Annotated in this window: 22 protein-coding genes and 1 pseudogene; 11 read left to right on the plus strand and 12 right to left on the minus strand. The window is 71.3% G+C overall.

The window, feature by feature from the left end:
• Positions 1-24: 24 nt before the first annotated feature.
• Positions 25-795, minus strand: coding sequence for an SGNH/GDSL hydrolase family protein (locus tag AB0A74_RS25885; protein WP_358253288.1), 771 nt, complete (start codon positions 793-795; stop codon positions 25-27).
• 128 nt (positions 796-923) lie between these two features.
• Here AB0A74_RS25885 and AB0A74_RS25890 point away from each other — a divergent pair, with 128 nt between their 5' ends.
• From AB0A74_RS25890 to AB0A74_RS25900, 3 genes are all read left to right on the plus strand, one after another.
• Positions 924-2,294, plus strand: coding sequence for a cystathionine beta-synthase (locus tag AB0A74_RS25890; protein WP_358253290.1), 1,371 nt, complete (start codon positions 924-926; stop codon positions 2,292-2,294).
• A 105-nt stretch (positions 2,295-2,399) separates the two neighbouring features.
• A complete protein-coding gene (locus AB0A74_RS25895; protein WP_358253291.1) occupies positions 2,400-3,515 on the plus strand; it encodes an RDD family protein in 1,116 nt (371 codons plus the stop codon).
• Between the two features lie 80 nt (positions 3,516-3,595).
• Complete coding sequence (locus AB0A74_RS25900; RefSeq protein WP_358253293.1) at positions 3,596-4,753, plus strand: cystathionine gamma-synthase; 1,158 nt, start codon at positions 3,596-3,598, stop codon at positions 4,751-4,753.
• 129 nt (positions 4,754-4,882) lie between these two features.
• Here AB0A74_RS25900 and AB0A74_RS25905 read toward each other — a convergent pair whose 3' ends face one another.
• Positions 4,883-5,152 (minus strand): DUF2277 domain-containing protein, encoded by a 270-nt coding sequence (locus AB0A74_RS25905; protein WP_358253295.1) that lies wholly within the window; start codon positions 5,150-5,152, stop codon positions 4,883-4,885.
• A gap of 50 nt (positions 5,153-5,202) precedes the next feature.
• On the opposite strand from AB0A74_RS25905, the gene AB0A74_RS25910 reads away from it, so the two are divergent.
• Positions 5,203-6,033 (plus strand): hypothetical protein, encoded by an 831-nt coding sequence (locus tag AB0A74_RS25910; protein WP_358253297.1) that lies wholly within the window; start codon positions 5,203-5,205, stop codon positions 6,031-6,033.
• A gap of 136 nt (positions 6,034-6,169) precedes the next feature.
• On the opposite strand, the gene AB0A74_RS25915 is transcribed toward AB0A74_RS25910, so the two are convergent.
• Complete coding sequence (locus AB0A74_RS25915) at positions 6,170-6,400, minus strand: hypothetical protein (RefSeq protein ID WP_358253299.1); 231 nt, start codon at positions 6,398-6,400, stop codon at positions 6,170-6,172.
• Positions 6,401-6,538: 138 nt separating this feature from the next.
• The gene (hppD, locus tag AB0A74_RS25920; RefSeq protein WP_358253301.1) at positions 6,539-7,720 is read right to left on the minus strand and encodes a 4-hydroxyphenylpyruvate dioxygenase; all 1,182 of its coding nucleotides are present in this window, start codon (positions 7,718-7,720) and stop codon (positions 6,539-6,541) included.
• A gap of 75 nt (positions 7,721-7,795) precedes the next feature.
• Between hppD and AB0A74_RS25925 the strand changes: the two genes are divergently transcribed.
• Positions 7,796-8,290, plus strand: coding sequence for an Lrp/AsnC family transcriptional regulator (locus AB0A74_RS25925; RefSeq protein WP_343932575.1), 495 nt, complete (start codon positions 7,796-7,798; stop codon positions 8,288-8,290).
• Between the two features lie 166 nt (positions 8,291-8,456).
• Here AB0A74_RS25925 and greA read toward each other — a convergent pair whose 3' ends face one another.
• Entirely contained in the window at positions 8,457-8,951 is a 495-nt protein-coding gene (gene greA / locus AB0A74_RS25930; protein ID WP_309115651.1) for a transcription elongation factor GreA, read from the minus strand.
• Positions 8,952-9,136: 185 nt separating this feature from the next.
• On the minus strand, positions 9,137-9,547 hold the full coding sequence (locus AB0A74_RS25935; protein WP_358253303.1) for a DUF4307 domain-containing protein: 411 nt from the start codon (positions 9,545-9,547) through the stop codon (positions 9,137-9,139).
• Positions 9,548-9,659: 112 nt separating this feature from the next.
• On the opposite strand from AB0A74_RS25935, the gene mca reads away from it, so the two are divergent.
• Positions 9,660-10,544 (plus strand): mycothiol conjugate amidase Mca, encoded by an 885-nt coding sequence (mca, locus tag AB0A74_RS25940; protein ID WP_358253305.1) that lies wholly within the window; start codon positions 9,660-9,662, stop codon positions 10,542-10,544.
• Positions 10,545-10,573: 29 nt separating this feature from the next.
• Positions 10,574-10,798, plus strand: coding sequence for a hypothetical protein (locus AB0A74_RS25945; protein ID WP_358253357.1), 225 nt, complete (start codon positions 10,574-10,576; stop codon positions 10,796-10,798).
• Positions 10,799-10,849: 51 nt separating this feature from the next.
• Here the strand turns inward: AB0A74_RS25945 and AB0A74_RS25950 are convergent.
• Positions 10,850-11,581: pseudogene (locus AB0A74_RS25950) on the minus strand (metallophosphoesterase); the annotation flags it as partial.
• Positions 11,582-11,647: 66 nt separating this feature from the next.
• Here AB0A74_RS25950 and AB0A74_RS25955 point away from each other — a divergent pair.
• Both AB0A74_RS25955 and AB0A74_RS25960 read left to right on the plus strand, forming a co-directional pair.
• Positions 11,648-13,615, plus strand: a complete 1,968-nt coding sequence (locus AB0A74_RS25955; RefSeq protein WP_358253307.1) for a thioredoxin domain-containing protein — start codon at positions 11,648-11,650, stop codon at positions 13,613-13,615.
• Positions 13,616-13,704: 89 nt separating this feature from the next.
• Positions 13,705-14,256, plus strand: a complete 552-nt coding sequence (locus AB0A74_RS25960; protein WP_358253309.1) for a hypothetical protein — start codon at positions 13,705-13,707, stop codon at positions 14,254-14,256.
• Between the two features lie 99 nt (positions 14,257-14,355).
• Here the strand turns inward: AB0A74_RS25960 and AB0A74_RS25965 are convergent, their stop codons facing one another.
• Complete coding sequence (locus tag AB0A74_RS25965; protein ID WP_343932571.1) at positions 14,356-15,033, minus strand: hemolysin III family protein; 678 nt, start codon at positions 15,031-15,033, stop codon at positions 14,356-14,358.
• 82 nt (positions 15,034-15,115) lie between these two features.
• On the opposite strand from AB0A74_RS25965, the gene AB0A74_RS25970 reads away from it, so the two are divergent.
• On the plus strand, positions 15,116-15,895 hold the full coding sequence (locus AB0A74_RS25970) for an isoprenyl transferase (RefSeq protein WP_358253311.1): 780 nt from the start codon (positions 15,116-15,118) through the stop codon (positions 15,893-15,895).
• Between the two features lie 49 nt (positions 15,896-15,944).
• Here AB0A74_RS25970 and AB0A74_RS25975 read toward each other — a convergent pair whose 3' ends face one another.
• The 4 genes from AB0A74_RS25975 to AB0A74_RS25990 form a co-directional block, all read right to left on the minus strand.
• Positions 15,945-16,256 (minus strand): hypothetical protein, encoded by a 312-nt coding sequence (locus AB0A74_RS25975; protein ID WP_358253313.1) that lies wholly within the window; start codon positions 16,254-16,256, stop codon positions 15,945-15,947.
• 184 nt (positions 16,257-16,440) lie between these two features.
• Positions 16,441-16,725, minus strand: a complete 285-nt coding sequence (locus AB0A74_RS25980) for a hypothetical protein (protein ID WP_358253315.1) — start codon at positions 16,723-16,725, stop codon at positions 16,441-16,443.
• Positions 16,726-16,943: 218 nt separating this feature from the next.
• Positions 16,944-17,297, minus strand: coding sequence for a hypothetical protein (locus tag AB0A74_RS25985; RefSeq protein WP_358253316.1), 354 nt, complete (start codon positions 17,295-17,297; stop codon positions 16,944-16,946).
• Positions 17,298-17,460: 163 nt separating this feature from the next.
• Positions 17,461-17,715 carry a hypothetical protein gene (locus AB0A74_RS25990; protein ID WP_358253318.1) on the minus strand — a complete coding sequence of 85 codons (255 nt, stop codon included), beginning with the start codon at positions 17,713-17,715 and terminating at the stop codon, positions 17,461-17,463.
• 230 nt (positions 17,716-17,945) lie between these two features.
• Here AB0A74_RS25990 and AB0A74_RS25995 point away from each other — a divergent pair, with 230 nt between their 5' ends.
• The gene (locus AB0A74_RS25995; RefSeq protein WP_358253319.1) at positions 17,946-19,184 is read left to right on the plus strand and encodes a DUF885 domain-containing protein; all 1,239 of its coding nucleotides are present in this window, start codon (positions 17,946-17,948) and stop codon (positions 19,182-19,184) included.
• Positions 19,185-19,269 lie beyond the last annotated feature (85 nt).

Consider the following 19,269-nt stretch of genomic DNA (forward strand, 5'->3'; position numbering starts at 1 on the left):
CTAGTTAACGCCTGTTCAGCCCGGCTACCACTCGTGACGCAGGACGCCGACCAGCGGGGCCAGCAGGATCGATGCAGCCGCCTCGTACCCCGCCGCGCTCGGGTGGAACCGGTCCCGGCTGAAGAAGTCGCCCCGCCGCGCCACGAACTCGCGCGCCAGCAGGTCGCCCATCGCCACCGGCACGCCGCCCGCCGCCAGCACCTCGCGCCGCTGCGCCCGCGCCAGCCGCAGGCTCCACTCGCGCGCCACCGACCGCAGCGGCTGCGCGATCGGCTGGATCGACCCCAGGTCCGGGCACGTCGCCACGACCACGCCGACCCCCGCCGCCCGCAGCCGCCGCACCTCGACGCCCAGGAGGGCGGCCGACACGGCGACCGGCATCCGGGTCGTCACGTCGTTCGCCCCGATCACCACCAGGCACAGCCGCGGCGGGTCGGCCACCACCCGGTCCACCTGGGCCGGCAGGTCGCGCGTGGTGGACCCGCTGATCGCGTAGGTCTCCAGCCGCACCGGCCGGTCCAACTCCTCCGCCAACCCGGTCGCCAGCAGCACCCCGGGCAGCTCGGCCGGGTCGTCCACCCCCAGCCCGGCGGCCATCGAGTCGCCCACTACGGCGAACCGCACCGGCTTCGCGTCGCCGCTCCCGTACACGCCGTCGGCGCGCGGCGGCGGCGCGTCCGGCACGCCGATGACCACCCGCGCCCGCCGCGACTGCCGCGTGAACAGGCCGTACGCCAGTCCTGTCACGCTACCCACCGCGCCCAGCACCACCGCCAGGAACCGCCACCACCGCACGGACACCACCCCCTGGGGACAATCGTCCACAAAGCCGCGCGGATTACCCGCCAAACGCCGCGGCTCGCGCGTCACCCGGCAGCGGTTACGCTGCGCAAGTCATCTCGCGTTGTGGGAAGGGACTAGCGGTGGAGTACGTCGAGAGCGTCGTGGACCTGGTCGGCAACACGCCGCTCGTGAAGCTGAACAAGGTCGCCGAGGGGCTCAAGCCGCTCGTCCTGGCCAAGGTCGAGTACCTGAACCCCGGCGGCAGCGTGAAGGACCGGATCGCCCTGCGCATGGTGGAGGCCGCCGAACGCTCCGGCGCGCTCAAGCCGGGCGGGACGATCGTCGAGCCCACGTCGGGCAACACCGGCGTCGGCCTCGCGCTGGTGGCCCAGCAGAAGGGCTACAAGTGCGTCTTCGTCTGCCCGGACAAGGTCAGCGTGGACAAGCGCAACGTGCTCAAGGCCTACGGCGCCGAGGTCGTGGTGTGCCCGACCGCGGTCGCGCCGGAGCACCCGGACTCCTACTACAACGTGTCCGACCGCCTGGTCCGCGAGATCCCCGGCGCCTGGAAGCCCAACCAGTACGCCAACCCGGAGAACCCGGCCAGCCACTACCACGGCACCGGCCCCGAGCTCTGGCGGCAGACCGAGGGCAGGATCACCCACTTCGTCGCCGGCGTCGGCACCGGCGGCACCATCTCGGGCACCGGCAAGTACCTCAAGGAGATCTCCGAGGGCCGCGTGAAGGTCGTCGGCGCGGACCCGGAGGGCTCGGTCTACTCCGGCGGCACCGGCCGGCCGTACCTGGTCGAGGGCGTCGGCGAGGACTTCTGGCCGGACGCGTACGACCGCAACGTGTGCGACGAGATCGTGGCGGTCTCGGACAAGGACTCCTTCGACCTCACCCGTCGCCTGGCCCGGGAAGAGGGCCTGCTGGTCGGCGGCTCGTGCGGCATGGCGGTCGCGGCGGCGCTGCGCGTCGCGGAGGGCCTGACCGAGGACGACGTGGTCGTGGTGCTCCTGCCCGACGGCGGTCGCGGCTACCTGTCCAGCGTGTTCAACGACAAGTGGATGGCGCAGTACGGCTTCCTGTCGCCCGACACGTCCGGCGCGACCGTCGGCGACGTGCTGCGGCGCAAGGACGGCACCATGCCCGACCTGGTGCACGGCCACCCGAACGAGACGGTCGCCGAGGCCGTGGCGATCATGCGCGAGTACGGCGTCTCCCAGATGCCCGTGGTCAACGCCGAGCCGCCGGTGATGGCGGCCGAGGTGGCGGGCGCGGTCAACGAGCGCGACCTGCTCGACGCCCTGTTCACCGGGAAGGCCCAGCTCACCGACCGCCTCGACGCGCACATGTCGGTGAAGCTGCCCACCATCGGGTCCGGCGAGTCGATCAGCGCCGCGATGCAGGCGTTGTCGGCCGCCGACGGCGCGCTGGTGCTCGACGACGGCAAGCCCGCCGGCGTGGTCACCCGGCAGGACATCCTGGGCTTCCTCGCCGGGCGATAGCAACGACACGTTCACCGGTTGCCGGTGGCCGACGCGGGCGCATCCGCTAGCGTTGGCCACCGACTCATACGCCTACGGCCCACGCCAAGGGGGTTGGAAACTCCGATGAACGCTCCTCAGCCGCCAGGGAACCAGCAATTCGGCGGTCAACACCAGCAGGAGCAGGGGCAGGGTGCCCAGCCCCCGAACGCCGACGCGACCCAGGTCGTGCCGAGCGGCGGCTCGTCCCCTGCGTTCCCGCCCCCGGAGGCCACCCAGGTGGTGCCCTCGTCCGGCCCGCAGCAGGCGGTGAACCCGGACGCCACGCAGGTCGTGCCGCCGAGCGCGACCCAGCAGCCGCCGTCGGCGTCGGGCGGTTTCCCGGCGCAGCAGCCGCCGGCGTCCGGCGGGTTCCCGGCCCAGCAGCCCAACCCGTACGGGCAGCCCCAGCAGCCGGCCCAGTACGGCCAGCCCCAGCAGCCGCCGGCCTACGGCCAGCCGCCGCAGTCCAACCCGTACGGCCAGCCCCAGGCGAACCCGTACGGCCAGCCGCCGCAGTCCAACCCCTACGGCCAGCCGCAGGCCAACCCGTACGGCCAGCCGCAGCAGGCGAACCCCTACGGCCAGCCCCAGCAGCAGGCGTGGGGCGCGCAGCCCGGCTACGGCCAGGCCGCCGCGTACGGCGCGCCGCCCACCGGCTACGCCGAGTGGGGCTCCCGCGCGGTCGGCGCGCTGATCGACTACGGCGCCCCCGGCCTCGTGGTCGGCATCCTGGTCGGCATCGGCTCCGCCACCGGCGACCCGACGCTGGCCTTCCTGCTCGCCGGCGTGGGCTACCTGGCGCTGCTCGGCTTCATGATCTACAACTCCTGGTACCTGGCGGGCACCACCGGCCAGTCGCTGGGCAAGAAGGTCGCGAAGATCAAGCTGCTCAAGGAAGAGACGATGCAGCCGATCGGCTTCGGCAACGCGTTCGTCCGCCACCTGTGCCACTTCGTCGACTCGCTGCCCTGCTACGCGGGCTGGTTCGCGCCGCTGTGGGAGGTCAAGAAGCAGACGTGGGCCGACAAGATCCTCGGCACCATCGTCGTGAACGCGCCCGACACCGGCATGCCCGGCGGCGGGTACCCGGGCCAGCAGTCCTACGGCCAGCCCCAGAACCCGTACGGCCAGCAGCAGCAGAACCCCTACGGTCAGCCGCAGCAGAACCCGTACGGCCAGCAGCCGCCGCAGCAGTGGTGAGCTAGCAGGTCCCTCGACACCGCCCGTTGGCCGATTAGGCCAGCGGGCGGTGTTTTTTCACCCGGTCGTACCCTTGTGACATGACGGACTTCGCCCCCTACGGTTTCGCGACCAGGGCAATCCACGCGGGCCAGGAACCGGACCCGACGACCGGCTCGGTCATCGTCCCGATCCACGCCACCTCCACCTACGCCCAGGACGGCGTCGGCGGCCTGCGCGGCGGCTTCGAGTACTCGCGGACCGGCAACCCCACCCGCGCGGCGCTCGAAGAGTGCATGGCGGCGCTGGAAGGCGGTCGCCACGGCCGCGCCTTCGCGTCCGGCATGGCCGCCACCGACACGGCGCTGCGCGCGATGTGCCGGCCGGGCGACCACGTCGTCATCCCGAACGACGCCTACGGCGGCACGTTCCGCCTGATCGACAAGGTGCTCAGCCAGTGGGGCGTCGAGCACACCCCCGTGCCGCTGTCCGACGTGGACGCGGTGCGCGCGGCGGTGCGCCCGAACACCAAGGTGATCTGGGTCGAGACGCCCACCAACCCGCTGCTCAACATCGCCGACATCGCCCTGCTCGCGCAGGTCGCGCACTCGGCGGGCGCGCGGCTGGTGGTGGACAACACCTTCGCCTCGCCCTACCTGCAGAGCCCGCTCGCGCTGGGCGCGGACGTGGTGCTGCACTCGACCACCAAGTACGTGGGCGGCCACTCCGACGTCGTCGGCGGCATCCTGGTGACCTCGGACGACGAGCTGGACGCGGCGTTCGGCTTCCTCCAGAACGGCGCGGGCGCGGTGCCCGGCCCGTTCGACGCGTGGCTGACGCTGCGCGGCATCAAGACGCTCGAAGTGCGCATGGAGAAGCACTCCGACAACGCCGAACTGGTCGTGCAGGCCCTCCTGCGCCACCCGCGCGTGACGTCCGTGCTCTACCCGGGCCTGCCCGAGCACCCCGGCCACGAGGTCGCGGCGAAGCAGATGAAGCGCTTCGGCGGCATGATCTCGTTCACCGTGGAGGGCGGCGAGGCGGCGGCGCTGGAGGTCTGCTCGCGCACCAAGCTGTTCACGCTGGCCGAGTCGCTGGGCGGCGTCGAGTCGCTGATCGAGCACCCGGGCAAGATGACCCACGCCAGCACCGCCGGCTCGATGCTGGAGGTGCCGGCCGACCTGGTCCGCGTGTCCGTGGGCATCGAGTCCGGCGAGGACCTGGTGACCGACCTGGTCACCGCCTTGGACGGTGTTTGATCGCGCCGCCTCCGGCGTCGCGGCGAGGCCGCCTGAAAGTCGGCTCATCCCGCCGCTCCTCCCGACGATCGAAGAGCGTGATCGTCGGGAGGAGCGGCGCGACAAGCCGACGCGGCCTCGCGTGCCTGATCAGGTGCCGTAGCGGGCGGCGGCGCGTTCCTTCGCCTTGGCGGCTTCCACCTCGCGGTCGCGCGGCGGGGCCTTGGTGACCAGGGATTCGAGCAGGACCCTGGTCGCCTCGGCCACCGCCTCGACCGCGGCGTCGAAGGCCTCCTGGTTCGCCGCGGACGGGCGGGTCGATCCGCTGACCTTGCGCACGTACTGGACGGCGGCGGCGTGGATCTCGTCCTCGGTGGCGGGCGGCTCGAAGTTGTGCAGCACCCGGATGTTCCGACACATGCGTCCACTATCGCGGAAATCCGGTTGGCCCCGCATGGTTGTCTGGGCACGTGCCCGAGCCCAACCGCCCGTTCCGCTGGGACCTGGTGCGTCCCGACCACCTCGGGTCGCTGCCCGCCGACCCGCCCGACCTCTGGTACGTGGACGACCTGGTCGAGTGCGCGGGCCAGGTCCTCGCGCGCTGCGCCGACAGCGACCTGTACTTCGTCGGCCGGTCCGCGGACAGCGTGTTCGACCTGCTCAGCGGGGCCCTGGAGCACACGTCGTGGCGCGACCGCCTGCACCAGGTGCCGCTGTCGGTGTACGGCTCCTACCGGGTCTCCGGCGACGAACTGCCCCAGCTGCGCGCGAACCTCACCGCGCTGGGCGTCTCACCGCACGCCCTGGCCACCGGCCGGCCGACCGCGTTCGTCGACCTGGTCTGCGAGGGCAGCACGTACACGAACCTCTACCACCTGCTGCGCGACTGGATCGAGGGCGACCGGGTCGCCTGGGACGTCGTGCGCCGCCGCCTGCGGTTCATCGGCATCACCCGCCGCGACAAGACCAGCCCGAAGACGTGGCGCTGGCACCAGCACGCGCCCTGGACCGCCGAGCTGCCCGCGAGCGCGATCCGCAACGTGTCCCTGGACTGGGGCGTGTGGGGCTGGTTCGGCAACTCCCAACCCAAGCTGACCAGGTCGTTCAAGTCCACGCTGTGGTCCGACGAGTCGGTCGCCCAGCCCCGTCACGACGAGCGGACCCGTGTCGCGCTCGCCGAAGCGCTGGCCGTGGTGGAGGCCGGACGGCAGCGTCGAGCACAACTGGCGGCCGTGCTGTGCGAGGAACCGGCGATCCGCGAACCATGGCTGCGGACGCTGGTGAACGAACTCAAGGCTTGACCCGTGAGGCCGCCGTCGGCTTGTCGGGTCGCCTTTGTCGACGATCGCGCTTTTTGATCGGCGGGAAAGGCGGCGTGACGAGCCGACTTCTGGGCGGCCGAGCCGCGCGCCGGAGGCGCGCCATTGAACACAGCGTTCAGGGCTTGACGTCGTACCGGGCGTTCTCGACCTTCGGCACCGCCGGCAGGTCGTGCCCGTCCACGCAGCCGCCCTCGTAGCGAACGACGCCGTCGTGCTCGACGAACCGGCCCGTCTCGGCGCAGCCCGCGTGCGCCACGGTGAAGAACGCCGCACCGGTCAGCGCCACGGCCGTGGCCACCGCGCCGACGAGCGGCAGCACCGCGGTGACGCGTCCCGCGAGTGCCATGCCACCTCCCCAGGTGAAATCCGTGCAAACCCCCGCACCGAGGGTACCGGTCCGGCGGCGTCCCGAGTGCCCCTCTCAGGGTTCCCACAGGAAAGGGCCGGCCCGCTGGTGGCGGACCGGCCCTTCACGCGCGATTCGTCAGAGGTTGCCCCGACGCTCCTGCTCGCGCTCGATGGCCTCGAACAGGGCCTTGAAGTTGCCCTTGCCGAAGCCGAGCGAGCCGTGGCGCTCGATCAGCTCGTAGAAGACGGTCGGCCGGTCGCCGATCGGCTTCGTGAAGATCTGCAGCAGGTAGCCGTCCTCGTCGCGGTCGACCAGGATGCGGTGCTCCTTGAGCACCTCGATCGGCACGCGCACCTCGCCGATGCGGGCCCGGAGCTCCGGGTCGTCGTAGTACGAGTCCGGGGTCTCCAGGAACTCGACGCCGGCCGCGCGCATGGCGGTCAGCGTGGCGACGATGTCGTTGGTGGCGAGCGCGATGTGCTGCACGCCCGCGCCCGAGTAGAACTCCAGGTACTCGTCGATCTGCGACTTGCGCTTGGCGATCGCCGGCTCGTTCAGCGGGAACTTCACCCGGTGGTTGCCGTTGGACACCACCTTGCTCATGAGCGCCGAGTAGTCGGTGGCGATGTCGTCGCCGATGAACTCCGCCATGTTCACGAAGCCCATGACGCGGTTGTACCACTCGACCCAGTAGTCCATCTTGCCGAGTTCGACGTTGCCCACGCAGTGGTCCACCGCCTGGAACAGCCGCTTCGGCGCGCCCTCGGGTCGGACGACGGTGCTCTCCTTGGCCACGTAGCCCGGCAGGTACGGACCGGTGTAGCGGGACCGGTCGACCAGCGTGTGGCGGGTCTCGCCGTAGGTCGCGATGGCGGCGATGCGCACCACGCCGTGCTCGTCCTCGATGTCGTGGGGCTCTTCAAGGACCGTGGCGCCCTGGCTGCGGGCGTGTTCGACGCACTTGTCGACGTCGGCGACCTCCAGTGCGAGGTCCACGACACCGTCACCGTGCTTGCGGTGGTGGTCGAGCAGCGGGCTGTCCGGCTGGACCCCGCCCTTGATCACGAACCGCGCCGAACCGGACTTGAGCACGAAGGACTTGTGGTCCCGCTGCCCCGTCTCGGGCCCGGCGTACGCGACGAGCTGCATCCCGAAGGCGACCTGGTAGAACCACGCGGTCTGGGTCGCGTTGCCGACCACGAAGACCACGGCGTCCATGGAGCGCACGGGGAACGGATCGCGCGTCCCGTCGTAGTCGACCAGACCCACGAGTTGGCGGAGCTGGTCGTAGCTCACGTCGTCAAGCTGCTGCGTCATGCCTCACAGCATGTGCGGCGCTGGGCAGGGTGAGCAACAGTCTCGTTTTTCGCTGTGCAAGTTGTACTGTGGATTATGGTTTCCGACGGGCAAGCTGAACACTCTGACCAGGCCGTGGACGCGTTGGACGCGCGCCTGCTGCTGCTGCTCACCGACGAGCCGAGACTGGGGGTGCTGGAGTGCTCCCGGCGGCTGGGCGTCGCGCGGGGGACGGTGCAGGCGCGGCTGGACAGGTTGGTCGCGCGCGGGGTGCTGACGGGGTTCCCGCCGGCGCTGGACCTGGCCGCGATGGGGTACGGGCTGACGGCGTTCGCGGTCCTGGAGATCGAACAGGGCCGGCGGCAACAGGTGTCGGACGGGCTGGCGGCGATCAACGAGGTGTGCGAGGTGCACGCGACCACCGGACAGGGTGATCTTTTCGTCCGGATGGTGGCGCGGTCGAACGCCGACCTGCAACGGGTGATCGACGAGGTGGTGGACGTGCCGGGGGTGCAGCGGTTGTCGACGTCGATCGCGCTGTCCACGCCCGTGCCGCCACGGGTCCGGCCGTTGCTGGAGCGGGTGCTGTAGGCGCCGGACCCGCGCCGCCGTCACCTCGAAGCCCCACCACCGGCTCGCCCCCCGCCGCCGGCTCGCCCCCCCACCACCGGCTCGCACCGCCGCCGGCTCCCATCCCCGCACAGCAAGAGGGGCGGCCACCTCGCCTCGGTGGCCGCCCCTGGCTGTGTCCGTGGGATCAGGCCGCGTACGGCACCGCCTTGATCAGCGTCACCTTCATGGTGCTGCCGTTGGGCAGCTCGTACTCCCGCGTCTCGCCTTCCTTGGCGCCGTTGAGCGCCTTGCCCAGCGGCGAGGACGGGGAGTAGACCTCCAGGGAGCCGTGGGCGCCTTCCTCGCGCGTGGCCAGCAGGAAGTCCTCGGTCTCGTCGTCGCCTTCGTAACGCACGGTGAGGACCATGCCGGGGGCGGCCACACCGGAGACGGTGGGCGCCTCGCCGACCTTCGCGACGCGCAGCAGCTCCTGGAGCTGCCGGATGCGGGCCTCCTGCTTGCCCTGCTCCTCGCGGGCGGCGTGGTAGCCGCCGTTCTCGCGGAGGTCGCCCTCCTCGCGGCGCGCGTTGATCTCCGCGGCGATGACCGGGCGATTCTCGATCATCTCGTCCAGCTCAGCCTTGAGCCGGTCGTAGGCCTCCTGGGTCAGCCAGGTCACCTCAGTGTCGCTCACGGTCACCAACTCCTCGTCTTGCTCCGGCCCACGGCGTGGGCTGGCAGTTCCCGGACGCACGCGCCCGGAACGGAAAAACACGGCCCGCGTCGGGGCCGTGCTGAAAGGCCAGAGTAACACGCCTACAACGTTCAGCGACGGTGTTTTGTTCCGGATCGGGCCGCTAAACCCGCAGATCACCCGCTTGGCCGCTACCTCGTGGACAGGTAGGGCGGAACCTGGTAGGAGCAGCCGAACACCTCGCCGGTCGTCGCTTCTTTCGACGTCCGGAGCACCGTCGTGGGATAGACCCGGGTGTCACCCGGCGGGACGAGCACCTCGCGCCGCCCGGCCTCGTCGCCGTCCTCGGACCGCGCTCGGACGATGCACACGACGGCCTGCTCGGGCGTCTCCCGAACCACCTCGAACGTGATCTCCACCGACCCGGCGTCCAGCACCCGGAACGCGGTCTGCTTCGCCTCGACCGGCTTGGTCCCGAGGTTGCGGTACCCGACCCAGGCCACCACGGCCCCGACCAGCACGGCGACCACGGGCAGTGACCAACGGGCCCACGTCGGCAGGGTGCGGCGGGGTTTGCCGTACCGGCCTTCCGGGAGTGCCACCTGCCGAACCTTTCCTGCCCGTGGGGAACAATGGTCCGCGACCACCGCGTTGAGTGTCGCAGGGGCCGGGGCGGCCCCGTCCGGCAGGGCCCGAGGGAGGACCACCACCGTCATGGTTGAGAAGCTGCGCCTGATGGCGGTGCACGCGCACCCCGACGACGAGTCGAGCAAGGGTGCCGCGACGATGGCGCGCTACGTCGCCGAGGGGCACGAGGTCATGGTGGTGACCTGCACCGGTGGCGAGGCGGGGAGCATCCTGAACCCCAAGCTCGCCGACCGGCCGGACGTCCTGGAGAACATGGGCGAGGTCCGCCGCGCGGAGATGGCGCGCGCCGCCGAGATCCTCGGCGTCCAGCACCGCTGGCTGGGCTTCGTCGACTCCGGCCTGCCCGAGGGCGACCCGCTGCCGCCGCTGCCGGAGGGCTGCTTCGCCCTGACGCCGCTGGAGGAGTCCGTCCCGCCGCTGGTGGCGGTCATCCGCGAGTTCCGCCCGCACGTGATCGTCACCTACGACGAGAACGGCGGCTACCCGCACCCCGACCACATCCGCTGCCACGAGGTGTCCGTCGCGGCCTGGGACGCGGCCGGCGACCCGGACAGGTACCCCGAGGCCGGCGAGCCGTGGCAGCCGCTGAAGCTGTACTACTCGCACGGCTTCTCCCGCGCCAAGCTGCTCGCCTTCCACGAGGCGCTGATCGAGCAGGGCCAGGAGTCCCCGTACGCGGAGTGGCTGGCCGGCTGGGACGCCGACCGGCCCGACGTGATCGAACGCGTCACCACCCGCGTCGAGTGCGCCGAGTACTTCCCGGTCCGCGACGAGGCCCTCAAGGCCCACGCGACCCAGATCGACCCCGACAGCCGCTGGTTCGCCGTGCCGCTGGAGATGCAGCGCGCCGTGTGGCCCACCGAGGAGTACGAACTGGCGCGCTCGCTGGTCGACAGCACGTTGCCCGAGGACGACCTGTTCGCGGGCGTGAGGGAAAAGGTGACGGCGTGAACCCGGTCCCCTGGGACCAGACGACGGCGATGGTGCTGGTGCAGCCCTCGACCACCAAGGACCCCGGCGGTCAGCAAGAGGACTTCGGCAAGTCCTCCCCGCTGGGCCTGCTGATCCTGGTGCTGTTCTTCATCGCGGTGTTCTTCCTGGTCCGTTCGATGAACAAGCACCTGCGCAAGCTGCCGGCGTCCTTCGACCCGCCCGGGGACGCCTCCCCGGCGGACGCGCCGAAGAAGGCCGAGAAGGACGACTAGGGACCGGAGCGGCCCGACGGGGCGGACCACCCGAGCCGCGGCTCAGCGCGGGTACCACACCCGCCGGGCCGGGACGGACACCAGGTCGCGCTCCGGCCAGCGCACCGCCGTCAACGCCCCGCCGAACGCGCACCCCGTGTCCAGGCACAGGGTCCTGTTGACCCACACCGGTTCCTCGACCGGCGTGTGTCCATACAGGACGGTCGCGGTGCCGCTGTACTCCTCGAACCACGGGTGCCGCACCGGGAACCCGCGCGCGTCGAGCGCCCCCGTGCTCTGCCCCCACACGGCCAGCGCGCGGGACTTGGCCGACTCGACCCCGTGGTAGCGCTCGGGCAGGCCCGCGTGCGCCACGACCAGGTCGCCGCCGTCCAGGACGTAGTGCGGCACCAGCGCGTCGAGGAACTCCAGCACCTCCGCGCGGAACTCCGCGCTCTCCCGCGCGAGCTGCGCCAGCGACTTCTCCAGGCCGTGCACGACCGTCACGTCCCGGCCCCGCAACGCCCGCGCCAGCTTGTCGTCGTGGTTGCCGCGCACGCACAGGGCCGCGCCCTCCCGCACCATGCCCATCACCAGCCGCAGCACGCCGGGCGTGTCCGGCCCGCGGTCCACCAGGTCGCCGACGAACACCGCCGTCCGGCCGTCGGGGTGGGCGGCCCCGTCGTCGGCGACCTCGTAGCCCAGCTCCCGCAGGAGGTGCACCAGCTCGACGCGGCAGCCGTGGACGTCCCCCACCACGTCGAACGGGCCGGTCAGGTGCCGCAGGTCGTGGGGTAGGCGCTCGGTGGTCTCCACCTGCCCAGTGTGATCGAACCGGTCCGCGCGCCGCGTGGGAATTACTGTGGACGCATGACGAACCGGCTCGCGTCCTCGACCAGCCCGTACCTGCTCCAGCACGCCGAGAACCCGGTGGACTGGCACGAGTGGTCGCCGGAGGCGTTCGCGGAGGCGCGCGAGCGGGACGTGCCGGTGCTGCTGTCGGTCGGGTACGCGGCCTGCCACTGGTGCCACGTGATGGCCCACGAGTCGTTCGAGGACGAGGTCACCGCCGAGTACATGAACGCGCACTTCGTCAACGTCAAGGTGGACCGCGAGGAGCGCCCCGACGTGGACGCGGTCTACATGGCGGTGACGCAGGCGCTCAGCGGGCACGGCGGGTGGCCGATGACCGTCTTCCTGACCCCGGACGGGGAGCCGTTCTACGCCGGCACCTACTACCCGCCCGCGCCGGGGCGCGGCATGCCGTCGTTCCGGCAGGTGCTGGAGGCGATCGACCACGCGTGGCGCGAGCAGGGCGCGGAGGTGCGCGAGTCGGCGGCGAGCATCGTGTCCCAGTTGGCGTTCAAACCCCTTCCGCAGTCCACTGTGGACTCCGAGGTGCTGTCCGGCGCGGTGGTGTCGCTGCTCGGGCACTTCGACCGGGCGAACGGCGGGTTCGGCGGCGCGCCGAAGTTCCCGCCGTCGATGGTGCTGGAGTTCCTGCTGCGCCACCACGAGCGGACCGGGTCGGTGGAGGCGTTGTCCATGGCGCGGGCGACGTGCGACGCGATGGCCGCGGGCGGGTTGTACGACCAGTTGGCGGGCGGGTTCGCCCGGTACAGCGTGGACGCCGAGTGGGTCGTGCCGCACTTCGAGAAGATGTTGTACGACAACGCTTTGCTGCTGCGCGTCTACACCCACCTGAGCCGGCGCGACCCGTCGCCGCGGTACGCGCGGGTGGTGCGCGAGACCGCCGAGTTCCTGCTGCGCACCCTGGCCACGCCGGAGGGCGGGTTCGCCGCGTCGCTGGACGCCGACACCGAGGGCGTCGAGGGCCTGACCTACGTGTGGACGCCCGCGCAGCTCGCCGAGGTGCTCGGGCCGGTCGAGGGCGCGCGGGCCGCCGTGCTGTACGGCGTGACCGAGGAGGGGACGTTCGAGCACGGCGCGTCCACGCTGCGGATGCTCGGCGACCCGGTGCCGGAGATCGCCGCCGCGCTGCTGGAGGCGCGGGAGCGGCGTCCGCAGCCGGGCCTGGACGACAAGGTCGTGACGGCGTGGAACGGGCTCGCGATCACCGCGCTGGCCGAGGCGGGCTCGGTGTTCGGCGAGCCGCGCTGGGTCGAGGCGGCGGTGCGGGCGGCGTCGTTGCTGCTGGACCTGCACGTGGTCGACGGGCGGTTGCTGCGGACGTCCCGGGGTGGTGTGGCGGGCACGGCGGCGGGCGTGCTGGAGGACTACGGCTGCTTCGCCGACGGCCTGCTGGCGCTGCACCAGGCGACCGGGGAGGCGCGGTGGCTGACCGCCGCGTGCTCGTTGCTGGACTCGGCGCTGGCGCGGTTCGCGGGGTCGGAGCCGGGCGTCTACTACGACACCGCGGACGACGCCGAGGCGTTGGTGCAGCGACCGTCGGACCCGTCGGACAACGCGAGCCCGTCCGGGGCGTCGTCGTTGGCGTCGGCGCTGGTCACGGCGTCGGTGCTGGGTGCGCCCCGGGCGGCGGAGTACCGGGCGGCGGCCGAGGCGGCGGTGGCGCGGGCCGGGTTGCTGGCGGCGCGGGAGCCGAGGTTCGCGGGGCACTGGCTGTCCGTGGCGGAGGCGTTGGAGCACGGGCCGGTGCAGGTGGCGGTCGTCGGCGGTGACCCGGCGCTGGTGGCGACGGCGTGGCGCGGCGTGCACGGCGGCGGCGTGGTGGTCGCGGGCGACCCGGACTCCGCGCCGTTGCTGGCGGACCGGCCGTTGGTCGACGGCGGCCCGGCGGCCTACGTGTGCCGCGGCTACGTCTGCGACCGCCCCGTCACCACCGTTGACGACCTGGCCGCGGCCCTTCACCGGTAGGGCTTCACCGGTAGCGAACCACCGTTGTGTTGGCCCGTTACCGGCGTAGCGTCGATTGCACTGTAATCGTGTAATCAAGGTGGTGCGTGATGCGACGAGGTTGGGGTTCGCGCTGGCAGCAGACCGAGCAGCCGCCGGCGGACGACGCGGCGGCCTGGTTCGCGGGACGGCTCCCGGACGGCTGGTTCACCGAGGCGCCGACCGTGACGGTGGACCGCGAGGAGATCCTGGTGGTGGGCACGCTCCCGCCGCTGACCGGCGAGTTCGCCGACGAGGCCGAGCGGGCGGCGGCGGAGTCGGGCCGGATCAGCCGGTTCCGCGAGCAGACCCGCGAGGAACGCATCGAGATCGCCCGCCAGGCCGAGCACCGCTACCGCCGCAAGGTGGCGTGGGGCGCGCGGCTGGGCGGGACGGAGGAGCTGTTCACGACCCTGTCCGTGCCGGTGATGACCCGGCTGCGCCAGCCGGAACGGCAGGTCCTGGACACCCTGGTGGCGGCGGGCGTGGCCCGGTCCCGGTCGGAAGCCCTGGCCTGGGCGGTCCGCCTCGTCGGGCAGCACGCGGACACGTGGCTGACCGAGTTGCGCGAGGCGATGTCCCGCGTGGACGACCTGCGCGCCCAGGGGCCGGACCTGGCGTGACGCCGCGGTGCGCCCGGTCGCCGGCGGAAGTGTGCCGACTGGAGTCCGTGCCGGGCGCGGACCGGCGCCGCCGGAGGCGGAGTGGCCCGCGCCCGACCGCTACGAGTAGATCGCGAACCAGATCGCGATGTAGTGGCAGAGCGCCGCCAGCACCGTCGCCGCGTGGAAGAACTCGTGGTAGCCGAAGACGTTCGGCCACGGGTTGGGCCAGCGCGACGCGTAGAAGACCGCGCCGACCGTGTAGAGGAGGCCGCCGGCCAGCAGCAGGACCAGCGCGGCCACGCCCACGTGGTGCAGGAGGTCCGGCAGGACGAAGACCGCCACCCAGCCCAGGGCGATGTAGATCGGGACGCCCAGCCAGCGCGGCGCGTGCGGCCAGGCCAGCTTCAGGGTCACGCCGCCCAGCGCGCCCAGCCACACGACGGCCAGCACGACGTTGCCCGTCGCCGGTTCCATCGCCAGCAGGGCGAACGGCGTGTACGTGCCCGCGATGAACACGAAGATCATCGAGTGGTCGAGGCGCTTCATCCACGTCCGCGCCTTCACGCTGGTCCAGTTGACCCGGTGGTACAGGGCGCTCACGCCGAACAGGCCGACGACGGTCGCGCCGTAGACGGAGGTCGCCAGCGCCGCCTTCGCGGAGACGGTGGCGGCGGCCAGGGCGATCAGGGTGGCGCCCGTCGCGACGGACACCACGAAGGACCAGAAGTGCAGCCAACCGCGCAGGCGCGGGCGCAGTGCCGGTGCCGGCGGCTCGGGGATCGTCGACGTCGTCACCCGCCCGAGGTTACGGGACCGTAGGGGGGCAGGCCGGCGGGCGACGGCGTGACCGCCCCCACCCGGCGTACGCTCTTCCAGCGTGGGTCTTCGCGAACGGGTCAAGAACGTCCTCCTCAAGGGTTACGAGTACCGGCTCAACCGGTGGCTGGACGGGAAGCAACGGCCCCGGCACGTCGGAGTCGTCCTCGACGGGAACCGGCGCTGGGCGAAGGAGGCCGGCTTCACCGACGTCGTCCACGGCCACCGCGTCGGCGCGCGCAAGATCCTCGAACTGCTCAACTGGTGCCGCGAGGCCGAGGTCGAGGTGGTGACCCTGTGGATGCTGTCCACGGACAACCTCAACCGGCCGATCGAGGAGCTCGGGCCGCTGCTGGACATCATCGGCGACATCGTGGACGAGATCGCCGAGCCCGGTAACCCGTGGCGCGTCCGGCACGTCGGCGCCCTGGACCTGCTGCCCACCGAGACCGCGGCACGCCTGTCCGCCGCGTCCCTGCGCACCCGCGACCGCACCGGCCTGGAGGTCAACGTCGCGGTCGGGTACGGCGGGCGGCAGGAGATCGCGGACGCGGTGCGCAAGCTGCTGCAGAAGCACGCCGAGTCGGGCGGGACGATCGAGGAGCTGGCGGAGGTCCTGGACGTGGACCACATCGCGGAGCACCTCTACACCTCCGGGCAGCCGGACCCGGACCTGCTGATCCGGACGTCGGGGGAGCAGCGGCTGTCGGGGTTCATGCTGTGGCAGTCGGCGCACTCGGAGTTCTGGTTCTGCGAGGCCTACTGGCCGGAGTTCCGCCGCACGGACTTCCTGCGCGCGCTCCGCGACTACGCCCTGCGCCACCGCCGCTTCGGCGGCTGAACGCGAAAGGGGGCGTCCCGTGGGACGCCCCCTCGAACTCTCGGCTGGATCAGCCGTTCTCGCCGTAGAAGTTGGCGTCGTCGCCGTCGACGACGCCGCCGGCGGCGCAGTTGTCGATGAAGTACGGCGAGTTGATCGGCACCGCGGCGCCGAGGACGCCCACGTTGTTGCCGCACACACCGGCCACGACGTTCAGGTTGTTGCCGTTGACCGCGGACAGCAACCCGCCGTTGTTGAACTGGGGACCGCTGTTGCCGCCCTCCTCCCAGCCGCCGGGGACTCCGGTGGTGGCGAACGCGGGCGAACCCAGCAGCATGAAGCCGGCCGCGATGCCGGCGATGGCGCTTGCCTTCTTCAGCACGTCAGGTCTCCTTAGGTAATGGTCCGAATGGGCGAAAGCTATCGAAGATCTCGCCCGGTGGCGCGCTCGATAACACCATCGTGTGAAGAGGTGCGTGGCGCGCTCGCGAGTTGTCGAGAAACACCAGGGGCGCCACCGGAATGGGTACCGGTCAGCGCCCCTGGCGGGTTCGGTGCGATGACTGTCAGTCGCCGTCGTTCTCGCCGTAGAAGTTCACGTCGTCGCCGTCGACGATGCCGCCGGCGGCGCAGTTGTCGATGAAGTACGGCGAGTTGATCGGCACCGCGGCACCGAGGACACCCACGTTGTTACCGCACACGCCCACGACCGCGTTGACGTTGTTGCCGTTCAAAGCGCTCACGAGCGGGGCGCTGTTCCACTGGAAGCCTTCGCCGGCGGCGAACGCGGGGGAACCGAGCATCAAGAGGCCCGCCGCGACGCCGACGACAGCGCCTGCCTTCTTCAGCACTTGAATCTCCTTCGTGTCGGGATTTCCCCCGAACCTTCCGGAGTCTTCGGGGATCTCCGGACGCTGGGGTCCTCAAGGTGAAAAGTTACGCGAACAACAGTCCGTCCGAGTGCTGGCGACACCATCGTGTGACGCGGCTTCGTGATCTATCGCCTGTTCCGGTTATTTCCGGCGCGGCTGATCGGTCACGAACGGTCGATCGTGGTAAAACCCGACGATCAGTGGTGGTCCCAGTGGTGGTCGCCGTGGTGGTGGTGGTGGTGGTCCCCGTCCTCCACCTCGATCTCGGCCTCGGTGTTCTCGCAGTTGTAGCTGTCGATCGGCACGACCGGGATCTCGACGTTGACGAGCTGGACGACCTCGATGTTGCAGACGTTGATCTGGTCGAGGATCTCCGAGTCGTCGATGTTCACCAGACCCACCTGGTCGGTGTGGTCGATGTCGTCGATGTCGCGGGCGCTGCCGACCACGCGGTCGACGTCGTCGGAACCCGGCTCACCCGCGAACGCGGGGGAAGCCATGAGCAGCATTCCGGCGGTGATCGCGGCGAGAGCGCCAACCTTCTTCAGCATGCAACTACTCCCTAGGTGTTTTATCGTTCCGACGACGGACACGTCGTGGATGGTGGTGATGCGCAGATGGCCGAACGGGTCGGAAAGGGCGGGGCACGAAGCTCGCCGCCGCCACCCCTTCCGACGCGCGTGCGACGCTACGAATGGTCCCGCGTCGAGGAGATCAGTCCTCGACCTCGACCTCGACCTCGGTGTTGTCGCAGTTGTAGCTGCTGATCGGAACGATCGGCAGCTCGACGTTGACGAGCTGGACGACCTCGATGTTGCAGACGTTGAGCTGCTCGACGATGTCGGTTTCCTCGAGGTTCACCAGACCGACCTGCTCGGTCACGTCGATGTCGTCGTCCGCGAACGCCGGGGAGCCGATGGCCAACAGAGCCGCCGTGATCGCGGTCGCCGCCGCTGCCTTCTTGAACACGCGAATTCTCCTTGAGGTGTAACGTCCGAAGAGTTCGGAAGCACGCGGGAGATGTTGTGGTGCGGCTTCCGGGTGTGGACCTTACCCATGTGTGTCTCGCCGGAGCCACCAACGCCATACTTTTGAGCGAATCTTGGACGCTGTTTCGCTCTATCGCGTGAATTCCGCGGAATACCGGTTTTGAGCCGGTCGGCGGTCGTTGTTCCTGGTTGACGTAGGCTCCCGCACCTATGGACGCCGGAGAGCTGGTGCGGGAGTACCTCCTGCTCGGGCTGCGCCTCGACCGGCTCCACCCGGGTCTGGTCGACTCCTACACGGGCGACCGGGCCCTGCGCCGGGCCGTGGCCGACGAGCCGCGCCCGCACCCCGCCACGCTCGCCGGGCACGCGGCCCTGCTGCGCCGCGAGCTGCCCGGCACCGACCTCGCGCCGGACCGCAAGCGCTTCCTCGACGCCCACCTGACCGCCGTCGAGTGCACCGCCCGCAAGCTCGCCGGCGTGCGGGTGCCGTTCGTGGAGGAGGTCCGCGCCTACTTCCAGGTCGAGGTCCGCCCCGGCGACGAGGACACCTACCGCCGCGCCCACGCCCTGCTGGACGAGGCCCTGCCCGGCGGCGGGTCCCTGGCCGGGCGGCTGGCCGACCACCGCGCCGCCGACGAGGTTCCGCCGCGCCGGCTCAAGGGCGCGGTGCACGCCCTGTCCAGCGCCCTGCGCGACCTGGTCCGCGAGCGGTTCGCGCTGCCGCCGCGGGAGGTCGTCGAGTACGAGGTCGTCGGCGACAAGCCGTGGAGCGGGTTCAACTACTACCTGGGCGACTTCCGGTCCAGGGTCGCGATCAACGCCGACCTCGGCCACCGCATGTCCAACCTGCCGCACCTGGTCGCGCACGAGTCCTACCCCGGCCACCACACCGAGCACTGCCGCAAGGAGATCGGCCTGGTCGGCAAGCGCGGCCACCTGGAGCAGGGCATCTTCCTGATCAACACGCCCCAGTGCCTGATGGCCGAGGGCATGGCCGAGCTGGGCCTGCACGCCGTGGTCGGGCCCGGCTGGGGTCGCTGGACCGCCGACATCCTGCGCGACCTGGGCCTGCGCATGGACGGTGACCAGGCCGAACGGGTCGAGGCGGCGGCGGCCGGGCTGCTCACCGTGCGACAGGACGCGGCGCTGATGCTGCACGACCGGCGCGCGTCCCAGGACGAGGTGGTGGCCCACCTGCGCCGCTGGCTGCTGGTGCCGGAACGGCGGGCGCGGCACATGGTCCGCTTCCTCGCCGACCCGCTGTGGCGGGCCTACACGACCACCTACGTCGAGGGCGCCCGGCTGGTGCGGGCGTGGCTGGACCTGCGTCCGGCTGGTGAGACGCTGGCTGAGAGGTACCTGAGACTTCTGGACGAGCCGATGGTGCCCGCGACGCTGCGGCGCGACCTGCGCGACGGGCTGCCGTGGCTGCCGCGCGACGCTTCGTGACCGTCGCTGGGAGGAGTGGTGTACCCACGCTGAGCTGCGTGGACGACGCCGCGTTGCCGGTGCGTGACGGCCGGTTGCCGCAATC

It is taken from the genome of Saccharothrix sp. NPDC042600 (assembly GCF_040647305.1).
GTDB lineage: Bacteria > Actinomycetota > Actinomycetes > Mycobacteriales > Pseudonocardiaceae > Actinosynnema > Actinosynnema mutabilis.